The following is an 18,152-nucleotide window of genomic DNA, read 5'->3' as shown; positions in this document are numbered from 1 at the left end:
TCCTTTGCGAAAAATTTGAATACGCACTCTTTGAAGCAAAATGTGTTCCTAAAATTATGTAAATGATAAAATTGTGAGATAAATTGAAGTTTTTAGACACGATATAGTTTTGGCAAAATACCCCATGTGTAGTCTATGCGAGTTCGGACTGGATTCTAAACTCAAAAGAAAAGTCTAAATACAATTTTAGAATCTTATTTGTCCTATTTTAAAGCCATGCAATCTTAAAACAACTTTGTTATAATTTTTCACAATACACATTATATAAGGCTAAAAAATCACAATAAGGAATATCATGGAAGTCATACTTGCAGATAAATATGGATTTTGTTTTGGTGTAAAAAGAGCTATAAAAATCACAGAAAAAATCGCACAAAACAACTCAAACACACTCACACTAGGACCGCTTATACACAATCCGCTTGAAATCAGCCGTTTAGAGAAAAACTTTGGCGTAAGAGTGCAAGAAGATATTACAAAGCTAGGTGATAGTAAAAGCGTAATTATCCGCACACATGGCATCACAAAACAGAATCTAGAAATCTTGCAAACAAAGGGCGTTAGTATCACTGATGCGACTTGCCCATTTGTTACAAAGCCACAGCAGATTGTAGAAAAGATGAGTAATGATGGGTATAATATTGTGATTTTTGGAGATTCTAATCACCCTGAAGTGCGTAGCGTGATGAGCTATAGCATAAAGCCGCCAATTGTTGTGAGTGATCTAGAATCTTTGCAGCAAATAAAAAGGATTCCAAAAAAAGTGGCAGTCGTATCACAAACCACAAAGCAAATAGAGCAATTCCTACAAATTGTGCAGTATCTCGTCAGCAATGCAATGGAAGTGCGAGTGTTTAACACAATATGCAATGCGACTTTTGAGAATCAAGAGGCAACAAGGACGCTTAGTCAAAAGGCTGATATTATGATTATTGTCGGCGGCAAAACCTCATCGAATACAAAGCAGCTTTTTTATATTGCACAAAATCATTGCAAGGATAGCTATCTAGTCGAAGATGAAAACGACATCAAACAAGAATGGTTTGCAGGTAAAAAAATATGTGGAATAAGCGCTGGGGCTAGCACACCAAATTGGGTTATAAAAAATGTAGAAAATGCGATAAAGAGTCTTGTGTGATTAATGCTATTTTAACAAGGCTACTTGCTTTTTATTAAATGCTATCCATCGTATAGTTTGAATGGTCAAAGTTTTGCTATAATCCACTTCTAAAAACCACTACAAAAGAGAAGTTACAATGACTTATACGCTTATCCCCTTAGAAGACTTTCTATCAAACGCTCAAAGTCCAAGTAAAAATGATTTAGAATCTTTTAGCAAACATAGGGATAAGTTTTTACATACAAATGAAAATGAGAGTGAAGAGCATCAAAAAATCGCTTTAATAGAGTTTCTATCCCAAAGCTTTGCCTATGAGTGCAATACAAAAAATCGCATTGATTTAAGCATTTATGAAGACAACAAAGCTAAAGTGCTTTTTGAAGTGAAACGCCTAAGCAATGAAGCGGAGTTTATAAACTCTAACAATGGGGGGGGGGGGTAGTAACACTCTTTACACCAGAATATAGTCTTGATTCTATACCTTGTCATACTGAGGCATTAGCTGAAGTATCTAAAGATTTGGAATCTAAAAGAGATTTTTCGCTTTTTTCAAAAGCTCGCACGAAACAATCTCTTGCCCACACTTGCAAAAATGACAAAATTCTAGAATCTACTAAAACTACAGATTCTATAAATAGCACAAACCAAACAATACAGAATCTAGAATCTAATCCTTGTCATACTGAAGCGTTAGCCGAAGTATCTAAAGATTTGGAATCTAAAAGAGATTTTTCGCCTATGGCTCAAAATGACAAGAATCTAGAATCTAAAATAACGCACCCTAAACCCTGCACCCACCCAGTTTTGGTAGAGAATCTAGAATCCAAAGCCTTTTATGAATCCATTCTCTACTTTTTACGCGAGTATATAACCCATAACAACAACGACATAAAACGCATTATCCTAACAAATACGCGAGATTTCTATCTCATAGACGCCGAACAATACCGACAATTTGCCGATGATAAAACAATCATAGGCTATTTTAATAATTGCGATGGTAAAGAAGGTGTAAATAAGACAACACAAAAATTTTACGATGATATTAAACTATATTTGCCAAAGCTTAATTCCACACTAAAATTTACCCATTTTCATATACAGACTACACCCCTGCCCCTGCTATATCAAGCCCTAAGCCCACAAGTGCTATTAAAACGAAAAAATTGCATTGACGCAAATACGCTAAATCAAAGCTTCTATGATGAATTACTCTATATTCTAGGCTTAAAAGAGATAAGTCAAAATTCTAAAGTTTTAATACAAGCAAATGATATAAAAAACACGCTTTTAGATTCTATCACCAAAGCTTTCCAGCTCTCCCCACAAGATGACTTTGAGACTATCTTTTCACTGCTTACCACTTGGAATAACCGCCTTTTATTCCTGCGACTTTTAGAATCTATGCTTTTAAGCTTCAAGCATATTAAAAAGCCATTTTTAGATATTGACACTCTCAAAAGCTTCACAGACTTAAACACACTCTTTTTTGAAGTCTTAGCCATTAAAGAGAGCAAACGCCAAAGCACTCTAAAAGAGCTAGATTCTATCCCTTATCTTAACTCAAGCCTTTTTGACAAAACAAAGCTAGAAAGAGAGGGTAAAGAAATAAAGCTGTTAGATTCTAAAACAATAGCTATATTTAAACACTCAATCCTTAAAAGAGATAAAAACTACAAAGATATAGAATCTCTGCCACTTTTAGAGTATCTCTTTGCCTTTTTACACGCTTATGACTTCACCACCACGCCAAAGGACATTATAAACCACACCAAAACAAACCACGACAAGCTGATAAATGCCGCTGTGTTAGGACTAGTCTTTGAAAAGCTAAATGGCTACAAAGAGGGCAGTTTCTACACGCCTAGCTTTATCACAAGCTATATGTGTAAAGAGTCGCTAGAAAAAGTCGTTATAGATAAGTTTAATGAAAGAAAATCGTGGGAATGCGATAGCTTAGAATCTTTAGCACAAAAGCTAGATAAACTCACAGATTCTGTAAATGGCTATAAAGAGGCAAATGCTATTTTTGATTCTATAAAAATATGCGATCCAGCCGTTGGTAGCGGACACTTCCTTGTATCTATGCTCAATGCTATGATAGAGCTAAAATTCCGCCTTAAGATTCTCTGCGAGATTCACATTGATGATAATGGAGAGCGAGACTACAAGCGATTAAAAGACATAGATTTAAGCCTAGAAAATGATGAGATTTTAATACAAGATTCTAATAACATCCTGCATACTTATCAAACCCCAGCCCACGAAAATTTAGAATCTCACATAATCCAAAAAGCCCTATTTCACAACAAACGCATTTTGATAGAATCCTGCCTTTTTGGCGTGGATATAAACCCAAACTCTTGTGAAATCACAAAGCTAAGACTATGGATAGAGCTACTTAAATACAGCTTTTATATCTTTGATTCTAATGGTAAAAATACAAACACCCTAGAAACCCTACCAAATATTGATATAAATATTAAATGCGGGAATTCGCTTGTAAGCCGCTTTGATTTAAAAGATTCACTCAATATTAACAATATAGAGCAAGAAATACAAGCATACAAAAATCTTGTAATAGATTATAAGCATAACAAAGACATTACAGCAAAGCAAAAGATACAAGAAAGTATTAAAAATCTCAAAGAAAAGTTTAAAATCTCCATTAAAGCCAACAAAGAGCAAGATAAACTAAGAAAAGGGATAGAAAAACACCTAAAAATATTTGGCACATTTGCACTAGGGGAGTGGATAAATGAAACAACCTTTATTTTTAAAGAAAATATAGATTCTGGCATAGGTGTCGTTTCAAACATACTGACAAATAAAAACTATGCAAAAAGTTTTGAACCCACAGAGAGCAGCAAAAAGCAAGAAGCCTTTAAATCTGCTTCAAAACTCATAGAGCTAAGAATGCAAATTGATGATAAATTAAGTGCAAAAGGCTATGAAAACGCATTTGAATGGCGGTTTGAATTCCCCGAAGTTTTGAGCGATGGGCTAACCAAAGAGCAAATTGCCTATAATAATCAATTAAAACAAAAAGGCATAGGCGACAAAGAATTTGAAAAGCAAAAGTTTCACTCAAACGCAGGCGACTTTATAGGCTTTGATTTAGTCATAGGTAATCCGCCTTATATGCAAGTGCCAAAGGGGCTTTACGACAAAACAAGATTCCCTTACAGCGAAGGCAAGGATAAAGGCAAACAAAACTTATATAAGGTTTTTGTAGAGCTAGGATACAATTTAGGACATACAAACTCACTTGTTGCATTTATCACACAAAGCTCCATTATGTGCGATTTATCCGCACAATTTACAAGAGAGCTACTACTCAAAAAAACACAAATGCAATACTTTGTGGAGTTTAAGAAGAATCAAAAACTTTTCACAGGTGTGATACAAGGCGTTTGCATTATGGAGTTTCTCAAAGCAAAGCCAAAGTCAAATAACCACTTTAAAATCGCTATCAACAACACAGAATCCAAAATGGATAAAATTGACTTTGAATCTATCAGTCAAAAGCAAATTTTAGAGTTTTTCCCACTTTATGAAATCCCACTTATTAAAAAAGGCGAAATGTCCATTATTGCCAAAGTTAAAACAGATAAAATCCTACTAAAAGATATGATGGATTCTAGCTTACAGGGCAATATAAATACAATCCATTTAAAGCGTATTAAAAGCGAAAAACAAACAGGAATCTATCTCATAAAAGGCGAAAATATACATCGCTACTTTATTGATAATAATCTTATGCACTGCATAGAATCTAGCGAAACTTTAAAAATGTGTAACCATAATGCAAAATCACACATAATCGCTATGCAAGGCATCACAGGCACAACTGACAAAAATCGCATACATTGCACCTTGCTAGAATGTAAAAACACAAATAAATTTGTGTTTTTACATTCTACAAAAATGCTTTTTGTAGAATCTAAAGAAACCGCAATATATTTGATAGGACTTCTTAACTCTAAGCTTTTAAACTGGCTATTTAGAATCACCAGCACAAACAACAATGTAAATCTTTATGAATTAGAAAATCTCCCTATCCCACAAATCACAGAATCTAATAAGCCCCTATGCGATGAGATTATAAAATGTGTAGATGAAATTCTAGAAATTAAAGCTTGTCATACTGAGGCGTTAGCCGAAGTATCTAAAAATACAGAATCTAAAAAAGATATTTCGCCTACGGCTCAATATGACAAAGCAGATTCTACCCTTGACACAAGCAAGTTAGAATCTAAAATTGACTCTTTAGTCTATAAACTCTACAATCTCACAAAAGATGAGATAGAAAACATAGAAAGGACATGAATGGAATTTTATAAGGCGAGAATCATATTGACAAGCACAACAAAGCCAGAAAAATTAAATAACGCCACCAAAGATGATTTTGAGCATATAAGTAAAGAAATATTTATTCACAAAAAGAATAATTACTACAAAGGATATATAGAAAATACTGATGAATATTTTTGGTTGGCTATTGAATACAACAGCCCAAGCCCAAGACGCGATACAGTTCTTGATACAGAAACGAAACAGGAAAAGAAAAATACCAGAAGTCCAACCGAAGTAGAATTGATACAGCAAGGATTTTTTCTATATCACTATGAAAAACAAATCCTTTACATAAAAAACTATGATGATAAAAAAATTTTGTTAGACATATTACAAGAAAGTAATAAAAACAATAAATATGAAATAGACAGCTTTTATCAAGCTTTAGAACATTTCATCAAAACCTTAGATTCTATACAAGAAATAAGATTTGCAGATGCTAATGGTTTGTTTGGTGGAGGGCTAATAAAAACGCTAAATATCGATCAGGATTCACGACCAGATGATTTTGTTTTGTCGCTTAAATACAAAGATAAAAGTAAAAAGAATATTTTATCATTCATAGAAAATCTTTTTGTGTCAAAAGATAATCTTCGCATAAAAGATTTGTTGATAAAAGGAAAGGATAAAAATAGTTTTGGGGTTATTTTTAACCAAAACACATTTTTCCAAAAAATAACTATTAAACCACTTAAAACAAATGAAAGTATTTGGGATAAAGAAAGTGTCAAAGAAAAGCTGCTGGAGGCAATCAATGATAATTAAAGGCAGAGATATTTATGAAATTACAATAATCGTGGTAGCAAGTTCAATTATTGGCTTATTTATTTTTGGATATAAAGATAATCCAAACAATACTTTCTTTACGGAGCTTATAACTTTTCTGTCCATAATGTTTGGATTTCAAATAACAGCTTTTTCAATCTTATTTAATTCAAGAAGTCTCTCCACACTTCATTCACTATACGACGAAGCATATGATAATCGACTTGATAAATTAAGTAGGTATTTTAGGTTTGCCTTTTATATCGAGTTTTTTATTATTTCTGGGCTTTTTATTGTAAAACAATTTAATTTTGTTAGTGTATGCGTATTGCCTATACTAGCGATTGTGGGCTGGTGTTTTTACAAAATTTCTAAAGTTTTATTTGAGTTTTTCAATACCCCAAGAAACCCATAAAATTTCAATAGACATACTTTTTTGTTATTTGTTTAAAATATAAGTTTTAAAATACTCCAAATTCTTTGATTGCGTGGCTACTTTTCTGTTGTGTTATTTTGATTAATCCAAAATATATTTTAGGGATAGGTGGTTTTATCGGTGGAAGCGTGAAAGCAACAGGAGCAATAGAAAATCTTTTGTTTGTAATGTATAGCATTGTAATGTTTTTATTTTTATTTTCACTTCAAAAAACCGCACGCAAAAATTCCATAATTCCACACTAAATATACTAATTTTTGACTATATCTTTAAACCATGTCTTTAGATTCTAATATTTATCTTGCATGAAATTATTGTATTGCATAGTAATGCAGAGTGATTTCATCATTTGCTTTTCCTGTAAGCATACATGCATTATAGGTGTGATTGCTTTGTGTTTTTAATGTGTGTTTTTTGCATATATTGTGTTTTAGGTTGTAAAAAAGTGTTTCATTTGCTTTATAAAGATTCTGCATATCATGTGTGTTTAACTGCTTTGTGATTGTATTTTGGGCTTGTAAAAGTAGAATAAAAGCAAATGATAGGATAAGTAGAGAGAAAGCAATATCTATGCTTAAAAAGCCGCTTTTATGATTTTGTCTCATTTAGAATTTTAACTGCAATAAAGCCACAGCGATAACTACCAAAACAATGCCAACATAATTAATAGGCTTTAACTTTTGCTTGAAAAAGTAGTAAGCCCCAGCAACACTGCCCAAAATCCCAATAGCCCCCCAAAGCGTATAGGCAATAGGCAAAGACATGCCATTATCAACAACAACAGCGAGTAGTAAAAACGCAGAACCAACAAGCACTAAGGCAAGTATCCCCCACCATATCTTGCGGAATCCATCGGATTTTTCCAATGCAAGATTTGCAAAAATATCAAGCACACCAGAGAGTATTATTAAGACAAAATTCATGATTAAAGTTCCATAGTTTCGAAGTATTCATGCAATCATAGCAAAAATTTAGCGAAGTTACAATATGCCGTGTCTTGCTATTTTTAAGTGGTTTTATGCTGATACTAGATTTATGGCAATATGTAGAATAGATTCTGTGTTGCGTGTAAATGCATGTAGTTATTATGAGGCGACTTAGCCTTAAAGATTCTTTTAATAACATGATTGTTATTAAAAGGCGATAATCTTAAGGAATCTAACTAGGTAAGTTTTAGATTAAAAAGTTGGCTTTGGCGTTTTAGAGCTTGCCACAGGCAACACAGGATAGATAACTTCTGGCATTTTACCATCTAGGGCTTTAAAGAATGTAGCAATAGATTCTATTTCTTTTTGACTTAAATCTATGCCTAATTGAATCTTACCCATTTCCTTAATCGCATCTTTAATATCCCAATATTGTCCATTATGAAAATATGGTGCAGTTTGCATTACATTTCTTAATGTTGGGGTTTTTACTAAACCATCTTCATTACCTTTAAAATCACCGATATTTGCGTATTGATACTGCCCCATAACGCCAAATGCCTGCATATTTCCACCAAGATTTATGCCATTATGACATGAGGCACAGCCTTTATCGATAAATAGATTCAGTCCTTCTTTTTCTTGTTTTGTAAGGGCATTTGTATCCCCTCTTAAGAAAGAATCATATCGGCTTGGTGTTGTAAGCGTAAATTCATACAATGCAATTGTATCTGCGATGAGTTTAAAGTCTATTTTCACATTTTTTCCATACGCTTTTTTAAACTCATTGACATATTCTGGTATTGAAGTGATTTTTTCTTCAACAAGCTTTGGTTGGGCTGCCATTTCTACTGGATTTTGGATTGGTCCTTGTGCTTGATCGCCTAAATGTGCTGATCTACCATCCCAAAACTGCACATCATTAAATACAGAGTTAAGCACGGTTGGGCTATTGAGATTATGCGGATTTGCACTCCATTTATGCCCGATAGCTGCTGGCACGACATCAGCACCAGCAAGTCCTAAGTTATGGCAAGTATTACATGAGATAAGGTTTGAGCTTGATAATCGTGGGTCAAAATATAGCTTCTTACCTAATTCAATTTGATCTTTTGTAAGCAAGGGGCTATAACCTTTTGCAACACCGGTTTCTTTTATCTTTTGTTGTTGAAAGGCTGCTAGTTCCTTGCCTGTTGGCATTGGATCTAAACTAGAATCTTTTGCCTTTTGCAATAGCTCTTTATCGCTTGGGATAGCACTTGCTGCAAAAGCTACAGCTAGAGTTACTGCCCCAGCAATTACAATATTTAGTCCAAGCTTATTGTAAGTCATCATTATCATTCCTTTAAAGTAGAGTTAAAATCGCCATTATAACATTTTAAGGAGAATTTAGGGGATAAAATCGCACAAACTTTAACAATATTTCATATAATTACAATCTTAATAGTAATTTTCAAATTTGTTATTTTATAAGGTTTATTTATGCGAGTATGTTCTGTTGTATTTCAATATCCATATTATTTGATAGCTATGATTTATTTACATATTTTACGCATGAGTTTTATGACTATCCCTTTTATATGTTTTTATTGTATAGGTTGTGTAAATCTTCCTAAGGAGAGTGATTTAGCAATCAAAACGCATACACCGCGAGTGTTTGCAAATAAGGATTTATTAGAAAGTATCGCTACGACTAAAGATAATGAATACAAGGACTTTAAAAGCACATTTTTTATGCTATTTGATGATTCTGTATTAAACGAACTTGCAAATCATGCTTTGCAACAAAATACAAATATAAAAACTTTAGAATCAAATATTAAACAAGCAAGAGCCACAGCAAAAATAAACACATGGAATCTATTCCCTAAAGCAAATGTGGGGCTAAACTACAATTATAGCGACAACAACTACAAGCAGATTCAGACAAATATCACGCAAAACACGACAAATATGAGTTTATCTTTTAGCTGGGAGGTCGATCTCTTTGGCAAATTAAACGCATTGAGACTCTCTAGTAAACAACAGATTCTGCAGTCAATATATAATCTACAAGCCGCACAAGTTATTTTGCTAGGTGATATTGCAAACTACTACTTTATCATAAGACAAACAAGAGAAGCCATTGCACTTAATAAACAAATCACACAAAACCTTGAAGAAATCTATAAGCTCACAGAGAAAAAATACCATTTAGGGCTTGTGGGGCTTGATAGTGTAGCAACGACAAAGAGTAACTATCTCACGCAAAAAAATACAACCCTATCGCTTGAATACACGCTAGAGCAAAATAAAAACGCCCTGCTAGTGCTACTCAATGCAAATACGCTTAACTTTGATATAAACACAGATAACTACACCTTTAAAACCCCGCAAATCCCGCATGTAGATTCCATGCCAACAAATGTTTTATTTAACCGCCCCGATGTGCGTGCAAGTGTATTTGCACTCAATAGCTCTCTGTATCAACGCTATAATAAAAAAATGGCATTATTACCAAGTGTGAATCTAAGCGGAAATCTAGGGCAGATTCTATTCTCACCTCATCTTGGTATAGGCGATATGGTATGGCAGATGGCAGGCTCACTTGCTGCCCCTATTCTTAATCGTCAAACACTCACACAAGACTACATTATCGCAAAAGAGAATACAAAACAAGCCTTTTACTCCTTGCAAAATACGCTTAATACCGCCTTAGCAGAAATAGAGAATGCAGCAAAATATGTATTCATCACACAAGAGACACTAAAGCACACACAAGAAAACTATAATATAAATAAAGATACATTAGTCATTATGGAATCTCGCTATCAAAAAAACCTTATAGATTCTATCTCAAGGCTTGAATATGAGAATAACTATTTGCGTGCAAAAAACACCCTTGCAAGTGCAAATCTAAGCAAAAATCAAGCAGTAATAGCCCTTTATAAAGCCTTTGGCGGCGACTTTGCTCCAAATGAATTAAAAGATGGAATCTTACAGACTATGCGAACCCCAAAGATAAATAAGCAAGAAAATACAGCAATAGACCCAGCAAATGATTTATAGAAAAATAAAAGGAAGATTATGCCAAGCACAAAAGAAATATATGATACTGTCACACCAAAGGGAGCAAAAAAGAAGTTTGTTATACTTGCTATTATTGCGATATTGCTACTTGCCATTATCCTTTTTTATCTCTTTTTGCATGATTCTAAAAACATTACTTATACTACTATAAAGCCTATAAAGGGCGATATTACACAAAGCGTGTCAGCCACAGGCACACTCTCGCCAACAAATGAAGTAGAAATCGGTAGTCAAATCTCTGGCACAATTTATAGGCTATATGTAGATATAAATGACTCTGTGCGGAAAAATCAGATTCTAGCTGAAATCAATCCAAATAAACTCAATCAAACAAAAGAAGGTTATGAAGCCCAGCTACAATCTGCCCTAGCAAATCTTGAAGCCTCAAAGGTAGCGTTGGAGCAAAAAAAGTGGAATTACGAACAACAGCAGCAACTCTATGAAGCAACAGGGGGCAAAACCCCTTCAAAACTTGAACTACAAAATGCAAAAATGGATTATCTCTCCGCAAAAGCTGATATAAAAATCAAACAAGCAAGCATAGCCCAAATCCAAACCAATCTAAAATCCGCAAAAATAGATCTCCAAAATGCGATTATAAAAAGCCCAATAGATGGCATTATCCTAGAGCGAAGTATAAGCCTAGGGCAGACCGTTGCTGCAAGCTTTCAAACGCCAACACTTTTTAAACTCGCACAGAATCTAAAAGAAATGAATCTAGTCGTAAATATTTCAGAATCTGATATAGGCAAGGTGCAGTCAGACCAAGAAGTAAGCTTTAGTGTCGATGCCTATCCTAACCAGACATTTAAAGCAAAGGTGGATAGAGTGAATTTTGCCGCTACAACGACAGATAATATCACAAGCTATGAGACAACAATCTATGTAAATAACGAAAATTTACTTCTAAAACCGGGTATGAATGCTACTGCTTTTATACAAGTAGCAAGCGAAAAAGATACGCTTTTAGTCCCAGTCGCAGCGATATTTTATAATCCACAAGCACAACAAGCAAAGCCAGATTCTAAAAAATCATCAAACCCACTTATGCTTTCTCCCCCAAGACGACAAAAACAAGCAAGCCCCACCACAAGCACAAATAGCCAAAAACAAGGCTCAATATGGATACTAGAAGATGGAATCCCAAAGTCTATACCGATAAATATAGGCATTTCGGATTCTAAAATGGTAGCAATCAGCGGTGAAAACCTTAGCACTGATACAGAGATTATTGTAGAATCACACTAGATTTCTAAGATTGCGGAATCTTTTTGTTTTGTGTCCTGCTTTTTTGCATGTTTGTTTTTATTTTTTGCACCCTAAACCCTGCAGTCACCCAAAGTGGTATAGCTAAATTTTATTAGATTTTTAGATTTTACACAAATGAGATTCCAAGTCGCTTAAATTTGGATTCTCTAGTGTTAGAGTTTTGCTACGCTCAACATGATGGATTATCATGTTGGTTTCTAAAATCCCTTTTGCATCTCAACCTGCATTTACCCCAAAGTCGCAGCTTCTAAGAACATATTTTTGCGTTTAAACTCCGCATAAGCAATATAGAATCTTAAAAGTAATCTAAAAGATTCTATATGCATATTGCTTCAATATTGCATATAAGACTCTATATCTTAAAACGGCAATTCACTAGGCTTTATGGGCTGTCTATGTGAGAGTGGATAAGGCTTTGCATTTTGCAGTAACGCTGTGATAAATTGCCCTTGTCTGCGTATCCAAGAGGAATAATCACATACGATAATAAGCTTCTTTTTTAGTCTGCTAACTGCTACATTGAGTGCGAATAATGCGGCTTTATTGTAAGAATCTGTCATATATTTGCTAAATTTCACTGGTGAAAAAATGATAGTATCAAACTCTTTTCCTTGTGATTTATGGATTGTAAAAACGCTATGTTTAGGGATACGCTTTGAGATTAAAAGCTTTTGCTGGTCTCTAAATGGGGTTAGAATCGCATATTCATCTATAAGTATTTGGGTTAATGCAGCAATTGCATTTGCCTCGCCCATACTTTCATTACGATTATTTTGTGCGTTATACTCATAGCTTGGTCCAAAGTTTGTGCTATCGATATAATAAATCTCTGTTGGCAAACCTTTGCCATTTAAGCCATTATGATAGACATGTCTATCTAGCACATGGGCTAGATTATTGCCATAGCGGTGCGTAGTTGTAAGCTTATAATGGGCGATAGAGTTAAATGTAATATCATCATAGTTATGCTGTGCGTGTAGTATCGCGTGATTATTAAAAAACATTTCTAAAAAGAGCGTGTTTAAACTCCATACGCACACTTCAAAGTGTTTGGTTTGAATGTCAGAATCTTGCATGTGACAGATTGGCATTAATTGCTTATGGTCGCCCAAAAGGGTTATTGGCGTATTAAGTGTAAGTGGGGCGATAAGCTTTATAAGTGGTGAAAAGGCACATTCATCAAGGAAAATATGTGAAAACTCTAACTCACAAAGCTGGGCATAACGCTTCACAAAGCTATCGAGTGTAACGCCTATAACAAGGCACTCTTGCAGTCTTTCTTTTAGTGTTTGCGGCTTAAATAGACTTTGTAATTCATTATTAGATTCTAACTCTTCTTTAGAATCTTTCTCATCAGCTTGCAAACACACATCAGGGAAATTTTGTAAAAAATCACTACTTGGCATACCTAAACGCAGGAATTTATATCGAGGCAAACCTTTTCTATCACCTTGTGTGATAAGGGCGATAAAGATTTGTTCTAATGCGGTATTTGTCGGGGCAAGTATCAATGTCTTTTTGTTTTGTGTGATAAGATTTAAGAGGCAGTTAAAAAGCACAACTTGTGTTTTACCACTCCCGCTAATCCCCCAAACATAGCTTATAGGATGAGTGAAAATGCCTTTGATTGCTTCTTGTTGCTCTTTGCTTATGTGAGAATCTAGCGTGATTTTTAGCTCTATTGGCTTTGTTGTTGGCAGGGCTAGTTTTAGTGAATCTTTATTGAGAAAATCTCGTATATTTTTTACAAGAAATTTTAAATCATTAAAAATTCGCAAATGTTTTGGCACTTCTTTTTTATAATTATCACCAAGCAAATAAGATATTATAGAATCTTTACTTAACTTTACTTCTTTATTATTCTGTGTAGTTTCATCAAGCAAGGTTGTAAGCAGTGAATCTGAAAATTTTAATCTCAATGTTTTAGTCGGCTCATTAAAGCTTTTTTCTTCAAATGAGTCTATATCGATTATAAAATCTTGTATATAGACTTGTAAATAATCTGTGCCAAATAGCATACGATCTAGTTCTAGCAATAGCGTATCATACTTTTCCATGCGGATACGAAGTATATGTATTTCTTCTATGCCTTGATTTGTTTGCTCTAAAAATTCTAAATAGCTAGTAGCCCCTTGTAGTAGATAACTTTGTAATGGTTGCATGTGTGAAACTCTCTGTTTTTTATAGCATTGTAGCATTAAATTTAGATTCTAAATAAATACTATTGTAATGGGATTAACAAGAAAAGCTTAAAATTAAATATATGCTAAGGTAAGTTTCTCTTGCTAGTAATAGTCTTTTACTTCTTTTTGTGCTAATATTTCAATGCTAAAGGTTTAATGAAAATTAAAGATTTATTCAAATTGATTCAACTTGGGACTAGTGTTTGAAAGGTTTGTATGAGATTATGCTATGTAATATTGCTTTGTGTGTTTAGCATTAATGCGTGTTTAGCTATCACTCTTACTCAATACGCACAAGCACAAACCTATGAAATATCGCCAGATATAGAGTGTAAAAACGAAGAGTATAAAGTCGTATGCAATGTAGAAAATGTAGAATGGATAGATGGCGTAGTAGCAAAAAAATTTCAATATATACTTGAATTGCAAGAAGATACATTGCTAAAACACCGCTATTTTGAGTTTCACACACAAAATCTTAACTTTGAGGGCTATAATCTCACTGCACTTATACCAGATTCAATACTCTGTATTGAAAAGTCCAAATTCACACAAGATAAACCCGATAAAAGCATACAAGCCACGACAGAATGCACCATGCAATCTAGTGCATATCACATTGTAGCACATGCAAACTTTATTACCACGCACCCCATGTATAATACTGCAAATAGTCTGCTTGAAGCACATCTTTTAGAGCATGAGCGATTTAAACAGCCCTTGCAACACCAAGATGATGAAGCATGGCAAAAAGACTATAAAATAGCCATCAATAATGCAACAATATGGATAAAAAGCACAAATTTAAATGAGATTCTATTTGACCTTTATAAAAGAGAGCAGCATATCGCTACTAGCACAACTCCACAAGATGATAGAGATTATCGCATTATGCAAGATTCTATATTAACCAAGGATTATTTAGCGTTTTTGCAAAAATCTTTTGAGATTCTAAATGCGATTAATAAACAAGCAAATCTTTCAAAACAAGAACAGCAGGGTTTAACAAAAGTCCTGCATAAACTCATCGCAATCGCTACAACGCCAAATCAAAGTCTATCACTACGCATAAAGGGAAGTGAGAATCTTATATTATCGCTTTATGAGATTGAGAGTCTCACAGCCATTGATAATACCTTTTTTGATATTCTTGCTAAGATTCTAAAATATTCACATATTAAAATAGCGTAATATTGCAAGGAAAAGATTATGAAAGTTTTATATTTTATACTCCCTTATCTGTTACTATCTAATCAGTTATTTGCAAATCAATTAAATGTGCCACAAGCCCCAACCATAAATACGCCAAAAAACCCCACCCTGCCGCATATTGATATACCACGCATAGACATATCACAATCTAGCATAGATTCCAAACCCCAAAATATGATTTTACGCAATCTCATACATGAAGTGATACAAAAAAACATGCAGCTAAACACAGCATGTATCCCACAGCAAATCGCTATGCAAAATAGACTGCATAGTGATGAGGTAGAGAATCTTGGCATACAATTAGAACTCACCACCACACAATATAAAGACAATCTTTTGCGATTACAGAATCTCGTGCTAAAGCCTGCAAATAAGGAAGCACAAAAGCAATTTGTGCTTAATTCTCAAGGATTAAACATTCAAAGTTTAGATTCACAAAACTTAGATTCCAAAAATCTAAATATCCACAATCCAAACGCATATAATCTAGATGGCATTCTTATGGTTATGACTTTTTTAGAGAAAGGCATAAAACGCCATACAATCGCCCTTTCACCAAACTATATACAAATTGACAACGCATTGCTAGAGAATACGCCACAAGTCTTTGGAATCTTTCAAACATATTTTTGCCATGCACGCACTTTTCATACTATCCCTAAGAAATAATTATAGCGTTTAAATAATATTGTATTTTTAGTGTTCGCACTCATTACTTTTCGCCCAAATTATACGCTATTTAGCATTTTTTGCTATAATGTCGGCTTTTATATTTTTATGGCTTTAATATGAGTTTAGAATCTTTTTCATTTTTTAGGGAGTTTTTATGACAAGTGTTTTGATTGTCTTTCAAGTGATATTAACCATTGCTATCGTTATAGCTGTGTTATTACAAAAGAGTTCTAGCATAGGTTTAGGTGCATATAGTGGGAGCAATGAAAGCCTTTTTGGTGCAAAAGGTCCTGCTAACTTCATGGCAAAAATCACCATGTTTTTAGGTTTGCTTTTCATTATAAACACCATCGCTTTGGGTTATCTCTATAATACAAAATCAAGCCGTAGTTCAAGTGTGCTTGATGGCGTAGAGATTCCAAAAGCATTGCCACTCACACCAACAGATAGCACGCTACCTTTATCTAGTCCGCTTTTACAAGGCACACAACCAGCCCTTACATCACAAGCACCACTCACGCCTTCACTCAATACAGAATCTACAACTACAGATTCTAAGACCACTACACAAGGAGATAAATAATGTTGCAAGATATTTACAATAATACAAAAGAATACATGCAAAAAAGTTTGCAATCATTACAGAAAGGTTTTGCAACATTGCGTAGCGGTAGAGTGAGTGTGAATATCCTTGATAATATCCGTGTAGATTACTATGGCACACCTACACCATTAGCCCAAGTCGGCAGTGTGATAGCCCAAGATGCAACGACAATTATCATTAATCCATGGGAAAAGCCCTTATTAAAAGAAATAGAAAAGGCAATACAAGAGGCAAACATAGGGGTTAATCCAAACGCAGATGGCGAGTGTATCAAGCTTTTTTTCCCACCGATGACTTCAGACCAAAGAAAAGACATTGCCAAACAAGCAAAGGCAATGGGTGAGAAAGCAAAGATTGCAGTAAGAAACATTCGACAAGATTCTAACAATGCGATTAAAAAGCTTGAAAAAGACAAGACAATAACCACAGATGAAAGCAAAAAAGGTGCTGATGAGATTCAAAAAATCACAGATGAGCATATTAAAAAGATTGATAGTATGGTAAAAACAAAAGAAGAAGAAGTAATGAAGGTATAAAAAATGGCATTAGATATAGAATCTATTTATAAAGAGCATAATGCTTTGCTTGAAGGGCATTTTTTACTGAGTAGTGGCAATCATAGTGCGTTTTATCTGCAGTCTGCAAAAGTGCTAGAGAATCCAAAAACAGCAGAGATTCTAGCAAAAGAGTTAGCACAGCAAATACTAGATTATGGCGTTAAGTTAGATTGTGTATGCTCCCCTGCATTAGGTGGTATCTTAGCTGGTTATGAGTTGGCAAGAGCGCTTAATGTGAGATTTATCTTCACCGAAAGAGTTGATGGTAAGATGACCTTACGGCGTGGCTTTGAAGTAGCTAAAAACGAGAGGGTGCTAATCTGTGAAGATATCATCACAACCGGTGGGAGTGCCATGGAGAGTGCAGAGTGCATAAAAAGTGCTGGTGGCGCTATAGTCGCATTCGCAGGATTAGCAAATCGTGGGCTTTGCAGACGCACAAATACAGATGGCACACATTCTATAACTACAAGCAAAGAAGCGTGTAAATTAACCCAAGATATCCCACTATTTGCATTAGCTGACTTTGATTTTGAGCTTTACGACGCCAAGACCTGCCCACTTTGTAAAGATTCCGTTGCGTATAAACCCGGAAGTAGGCAGTAGTTTTAGATATTAGAATCAATCATGACTATATATCTTTTGCTATAATAGCAAGTTTATTTGAGAGATAAACTCAAATATACATAAACACGAGAGAACACCATGCAACATAACACTACCACAACACAATCTCCACAAAACAAAAAAGTAGGCGTTGTAATACCGATCTATAATGTAGCACCATACTTGAGAGAATGTCTAGATTCTGTAATCAATCAAACATATAAAAATCTAAGCATTGTTTTAGTTAATGATGGCAGCACAGATAATAATGAAAGTCTAAATATAGCAAAAGAATATGTAGCAAAAGATTCTAGATTTATACTTATAGATAAAGAAAATGGTGGGCAAAGCACAGCTAGAAATGTAGGTATTGC

At 34.3% G+C, this 18,152-nt stretch carries 16 protein-coding genes and 1 pseudogene; 13 read left to right on the top strand and 4 right to left on the bottom strand.

What is annotated here, in order from left to right:
• The first annotated feature begins 295 nt into the window (after positions 1 to 295).
• The 5 genes from C6H08_RS03120 (at position 296) to C6H08_RS03100 (ending at position 6,656) form a co-directional block, all read left to right on the top strand.
• The gene (locus C6H08_RS03120; RefSeq protein ID WP_034563367.1) at positions 296 to 1,138 is read left to right on the top strand and encodes a 4-hydroxy-3-methylbut-2-enyl diphosphate reductase; all 843 of its coding nucleotides are present in this window, start codon (positions 296 to 298) and stop codon (positions 1,136 to 1,138) included.
• 118 nt (positions 1,139 to 1,256) lie between these two features.
• A complete protein-coding gene (locus C6H08_RS03115; protein WP_034564619.1) occupies positions 1,257 to 1,562 on the top strand; it encodes a DUF7149 domain-containing protein in 306 nt (101 codons plus the stop codon).
• Positions 1,563 to 1,639: 77 nt separating this feature from the next.
• Complete coding sequence (locus C6H08_RS03110) at positions 1,640 to 5,449, top strand: type IIG restriction enzyme/methyltransferase (RefSeq protein WP_052099963.1); 3,810 nt, start codon at positions 1,640 to 1,642, stop codon at positions 5,447 to 5,449.
• Entirely contained in the window at positions 5,450 to 6,241 is a 792-nt protein-coding gene (locus C6H08_RS03105) for a hypothetical protein (protein ID WP_034579188.1), read from the top strand.
• On the top strand, positions 6,231 to 6,656 hold the full coding sequence (locus C6H08_RS03100) for a hypothetical protein (RefSeq protein ID WP_034565133.1): 426 nt from the start codon (positions 6,231 to 6,233) through the stop codon (positions 6,654 to 6,656). The genes C6H08_RS03105 and C6H08_RS03100 overlap by 11 nt, the downstream gene beginning before the upstream one ends.
• A gap of 332 nt (positions 6,657 to 6,988) precedes the next feature.
• Here C6H08_RS03100 and C6H08_RS03095 read toward each other — a convergent pair whose 3' ends face one another.
• From C6H08_RS03095 to C6H08_RS03085, 3 genes are all read right to left on the bottom strand, one after another.
• Positions 6,989 to 7,282, bottom strand: a complete 294-nt coding sequence (locus C6H08_RS03095) for a hypothetical protein (RefSeq protein ID WP_004086154.1) — start codon at positions 7,280 to 7,282, stop codon at positions 6,989 to 6,991.
• A complete protein-coding gene (locus C6H08_RS03090; protein WP_034565138.1) occupies positions 7,283 to 7,600 on the bottom strand; it encodes a DMT family transporter in 318 nt (105 codons plus the stop codon). It lies immediately after the preceding gene.
• Between the two features lie 255 nt (positions 7,601 to 7,855).
• The gene (locus C6H08_RS03085; RefSeq protein ID WP_034565140.1) at positions 7,856 to 8,938 is read right to left on the bottom strand and encodes a cytochrome-c peroxidase; all 1,083 of its coding nucleotides are present in this window, start codon (positions 8,936 to 8,938) and stop codon (positions 7,856 to 7,858) included.
• Between the two features lie 147 nt (positions 8,939 to 9,085).
• Here C6H08_RS03085 and C6H08_RS03080 point away from each other — a divergent pair, with 147 nt between their 5' ends.
• Together C6H08_RS03080 and C6H08_RS03075 are read left to right on the top strand one after the other, a co-directional pair.
• A complete protein-coding gene (locus C6H08_RS03080) occupies positions 9,086 to 10,651 on the top strand; it encodes a TolC family protein (protein WP_052092947.1) in 1,566 nt (521 codons plus the stop codon).
• Between the two features lie 18 nt (positions 10,652 to 10,669).
• Positions 10,670 to 11,920, top strand: coding sequence for an efflux RND transporter periplasmic adaptor subunit (locus C6H08_RS03075; protein ID WP_034579191.1), 1,251 nt, complete (start codon positions 10,670 to 10,672; stop codon positions 11,918 to 11,920).
• 380 nt (positions 11,921 to 12,300) lie between these two features.
• Here C6H08_RS03075 and C6H08_RS03070 read toward each other — a convergent pair whose 3' ends face one another.
• Positions 12,301 to 14,103, bottom strand: a complete 1,803-nt coding sequence (locus tag C6H08_RS03070; protein WP_052092948.1) for an AAA domain-containing protein — start codon at positions 14,101 to 14,103, stop codon at positions 12,301 to 12,303.
• Positions 14,104 to 14,340: 237 nt separating this feature from the next.
• On the opposite strand from C6H08_RS03070, the gene C6H08_RS03065 reads away from it, so the two are divergent.
• From C6H08_RS03065 to C6H08_RS03040, 6 genes and pseudogenes are all read left to right on the top strand, one after another.
• Positions 14,341 to 15,315 (top strand): hypothetical protein, encoded by a 975-nt coding sequence (locus tag C6H08_RS03065; RefSeq protein ID WP_034565145.1) that lies wholly within the window; start codon positions 14,341 to 14,343, stop codon positions 15,313 to 15,315.
• A gap of 18 nt (positions 15,316 to 15,333) precedes the next feature.
• Positions 15,334 to 16,008 carry a hypothetical protein gene (locus tag C6H08_RS03060; RefSeq protein ID WP_034565147.1) on the top strand — a complete coding sequence of 225 codons (675 nt, stop codon included), beginning with the start codon at positions 15,334 to 15,336 and terminating at the stop codon, positions 16,006 to 16,008.
• A 157-nt stretch (positions 16,009 to 16,165) separates the two neighbouring features.
• Positions 16,166 to 16,552 (top strand): annotated as a pseudogene (gene secG, locus C6H08_RS11805) (preprotein translocase subunit SecG); the annotation flags it as partial.
• 41 nt (positions 16,553 to 16,593) lie between these two features.
• Positions 16,594 to 17,151, top strand: coding sequence for a ribosome recycling factor (frr, locus tag C6H08_RS03050; protein ID WP_034579194.1), 558 nt, complete (start codon positions 16,594 to 16,596; stop codon positions 17,149 to 17,151).
• A 3-nt stretch (positions 17,152 to 17,154) separates the two neighbouring features.
• Positions 17,155 to 17,778 (top strand): orotate phosphoribosyltransferase, encoded by a 624-nt coding sequence (pyrE, locus tag C6H08_RS03045; protein WP_034565157.1) that lies wholly within the window; start codon positions 17,155 to 17,157, stop codon positions 17,776 to 17,778.
• 99 nt (positions 17,779 to 17,877) lie between these two features.
• Positions 17,878 to 18,152: glycosyltransferase family 2 protein (locus tag C6H08_RS03040; protein WP_158656794.1), on the top strand; the 275-nt coding region annotated here is incomplete at its 3' end.

Origin of the sequence: Helicobacter bilis (genome assembly GCF_900198365.1) — a bacterium.
Lineage (GTDB): Bacteria > Campylobacterota > Campylobacteria > Campylobacterales > Helicobacteraceae > Helicobacter_A > Helicobacter_A bilis_B.
The sequence above is the reverse complement of the archived record's forward strand: the minus strand, read 5'-3'. Positions and strand labels throughout refer to the sequence as shown.

Coding starts and splice junctions, on each gene's coding strand:
- C6H08_RS03080 (WP_052092947.1), top strand. CDS start 9,086: ATGCGAGTATGTTCTGTTGTATTTCAATATCCATATTATTTGATAGCT.
- C6H08_RS03095 (WP_004086154.1), bottom strand. CDS start 7,282: ATGAGACAAAATCATAAAAGCGGCTTTTTAAGCATAGATATTGCTTTC.
- C6H08_RS03075 (WP_034579191.1), top strand. CDS start 10,670: ATGCCAAGCACAAAAGAAATATATGATACTGTCACACCAAAGGGAGCA.
- C6H08_RS03060 (WP_034565147.1), top strand. CDS start 15,334: ATGAAAGTTTTATATTTTATACTCCCTTATCTGTTACTATCTAATCAG.
- C6H08_RS03120 (WP_034563367.1), top strand. CDS start 296: ATGGAAGTCATACTTGCAGATAAATATGGATTTTGTTTTGGTGTAAAA.
- C6H08_RS03090 (WP_034565138.1), bottom strand. CDS start 7,600: ATGAATTTTGTCTTAATAATACTCTCTGGTGTGCTTGATATTTTTGCA.
- C6H08_RS03085 (WP_034565140.1), bottom strand. CDS start 8,938: ATGATGACTTACAATAAGCTTGGACTAAATATTGTAATTGCTGGGGCA.
- C6H08_RS03115 (WP_034564619.1), top strand. CDS start 1,257: ATGACTTATACGCTTATCCCCTTAGAAGACTTTCTATCAAACGCTCAA.
- C6H08_RS03065 (WP_034565145.1), top strand. CDS start 14,341: ATGAGATTATGCTATGTAATATTGCTTTGTGTGTTTAGCATTAATGCG.
- C6H08_RS03105 (WP_034579188.1), top strand. CDS start 5,450: ATGGAATTTTATAAGGCGAGAATCATATTGACAAGCACAACAAAGCCA.
- frr (WP_034579194.1), top strand. CDS start 16,594: ATGTTGCAAGATATTTACAATAATACAAAAGAATACATGCAAAAAAGT.
- C6H08_RS03070 (WP_052092948.1), bottom strand. CDS start 14,103: ATGCAACCATTACAAAGTTATCTACTACAAGGGGCTACTAGCTATTTA.
- pyrE (WP_034565157.1), top strand. CDS start 17,155: ATGGCATTAGATATAGAATCTATTTATAAAGAGCATAATGCTTTGCTT.
- C6H08_RS03100 (WP_034565133.1), top strand. CDS start 6,231: ATGATAATTAAAGGCAGAGATATTTATGAAATTACAATAATCGTGGTA.